Here is a 2,341-nt window from a genome sequence, read left to right as displayed (position 1 = left end):
TGCGTATTACTGCGAACGTGAACACCGATTTTTACGTTACGTGAACACCCCATCCCTGCCGCTTGTTGGATTTTCCTTTTTACCTTAGGTGTTCACGTACTGGCAACTTTTACCGTTTTTTTCCGCAGCGACTCTCCTTTCAGTACCAGCTTGTGTGCGTTGTGCAGCAGGCGGTCCAGGATGGCATCCGCCAGGGTTGGATCTCCGATCACTTCATGCCAGTGCTGAGCCGGCAGTTGACTGGTAATGATCGTACTGCCGCGATCGTGGCGATCCTCCAGTACTTCCAGCAGGTCCGTTCGCTGGGCTCGTTTGAGTACTTCCAAGCCCCAGTCGTCGATGATCAGGATGTCCGCTTTTTGCAGTTGGGTGAGCAACTGTCCATAGCTGCCGTCGGCGTGAGCGATGGTGAGCATCTCGAACAGCCGTGAGGCGCGGAAGTACCGCACGCTAAGACCGCGCTCACACGCGGCCTGGCCCAGTACGCAAGCCAGGTAGGTTTTACCCGTCCCGGTCGGGCCTTCAATGAGCACGTTGCGATGGTGATGCACCCAGTCGTAACTGAGCAGTTGCGCCACGGTGTCTTTCGACAGGCCCCGGCCAGCGCTGTAGTTCAGGTCACTGGCATGGGCGCTGACACGCAGCCGGGCCTGCTTCAACAGCCGGGTGATCTTGCGCTGATCGCGCACCGTCAGTTCGCTGTTGACCAGTAGGCTCAGTCGCTCGATGAAGCCCAGTTCACTGTAGGTGGTTGGCTGGGATTGTTGCTGTTGCAGGGCATCGACCATACCGGTCAGACGCAAGCTATTCAGTTGGGTAATGAGGGTTTGCATGGGGGTTAGTCCTTAATGTCTCAGTGGTAATAGTCAGGCCCGCGTACATGATCATGCACTAGGGGCAGTTCTGATTGGGTGTGGGCGTCGCCTTCCGGCAAGGGCGTATTGTCGAGCCCCTTGCTGAGCATGGTATTGATGCTTTTGTAGGTCATGGCCTTATGCAACCGTGCACGCTGGCAGGCCCGTTCGAGCCGTTCCGGCGTGTATTTCTTGGCCAGACTCAGCAGCCCCAGGCAGGCGCGATAGCCATGCTCCGGATGCCGTCGGGCACTGAGCTGATGTTCGACCACATAGGTGGTGTGTTCGCCAATGCCCGCGGCCCAGCTCAGGAACCGCTTCGGCGACCATTCCTGATGCCGCAGGTGAGCCTTGGCCATATGCGCGGGGTCGGTCGTATGACCGCCGCCATACACCCTGGCATGCTGGGCCACTTGTTTCTGGCCATGGAAGAGGGTGATCAGGTGCTCGTCGGCCTGGACCCGGACCACTTGCTTTACCAACTGGTACGGGACGGAGTAGAAGTGCTGATCGTAGGCAACGTGATAGTCCAGATGCACCCGGGCCTGTTTGATGTCGCGATAGACATAGGGCTGTTCGGGTAACGGCCGTAACGCGGGCTGATCCAACTGGGCAAAGACCGACGCCCGGCTGCCGGGGCGTTGCTTGAACGGACGTTGGTTCAGGTCGTCCAACAGCAGGCGGATGGCTTGGTTCAGTGAGGCCAGACTGTGGAAGGTCTGGTGGCGCAAGCGCATCATGATCCATCGCTCAACCACCTGCACGCCAACCTCGGCCTTGGCTTTGTCCTTCGGCTTGTAAGGCCGGGCCGGGATGATCGCCACACCATAGTGCTCGGCCAGTTGCTGGTAGCTGGGGTTTAGCTCAGGCTCGTAGCGACACGCCTTGGTGACGGCGCTTTTGAGGTTATCGGGGATAACCACCCTGGGCACGCCCCCCAGGAAGGCGAAGGCTCGGGCGTGTGCGTTTAACCAGTCCGGCAGGCTCTGGCTCCAGGTGGCTTCGGCGTAGGTGTAAGAACTAGCACCCAGTACCGCGACAAACACCTGGGCCGTGCGGATTAACCCGCTGCTGGGGTTCACGACCGGCAAGGTGGGACCGCAGTAGTCCACGAACAGCTTCTCCCCAGCGTGATGGATCTGTCGCATGCTGAGCTGCTGGGTGCCGCGCCAGGCTCGGTACAAGACCGTGAAGCGGGAGTAGCTGTAATGCTCCGGATGCGCCTCGGCATACTCCTCCCAGAGCAACTGCAGCGTCATGCCCTTGCGTTTGAGCTCCTGGTGTATGTGCTGGAAGTCGGGTTCGGTAAAGGCCAGTGTAGCGACCACGTGCTTCTCGGGCTGGAGCTGCTGAAGCAGCACCTGATCGCTCAGGCTGTCCGGCAATGGCCAGCCCAGCTTCAAGGCTTCGGCACGTTTGACGTATTTGGAGACAACGCCCACCGAGAGCTGCTGGCTGCGTGCAATCTGCCGGATAGAGAGCTCGGC

At 59.6% G+C, this 2,341-nt stretch carries 2 protein-coding genes; both read right to left on the bottom strand.

Annotated features, from left to right (window positions below; all coding sequences use genetic code 11):
* Positions 1–92: 92 nt before the first annotated feature.
* The gene (gene istB, locus G565_RS0120665) at positions 93–833 is read right to left on the bottom strand and encodes an IS21-like element helper ATPase IstB (protein ID WP_037340825.1); all 741 of its coding nucleotides are present in this window, start codon (positions 831–833) and stop codon (positions 93–95) included.
* 20 nt (positions 834–853) lie between these two features.
* Positions 854–2,341: IS21 family transposase (gene istA, locus G565_RS0120660; RefSeq protein ID WP_028672500.1), on the bottom strand; the 1,488-nt coding region annotated here is incomplete at its 5' end.

Source organism: Saccharospirillum impatiens DSM 12546 (assembly GCF_000423605.1).
Lineage (GTDB): Bacteria > Pseudomonadota > Gammaproteobacteria > Pseudomonadales > Natronospirillaceae > Saccharospirillum > Saccharospirillum impatiens.
This window is presented reverse-complemented; position numbering and strand designations above follow the sequence as displayed.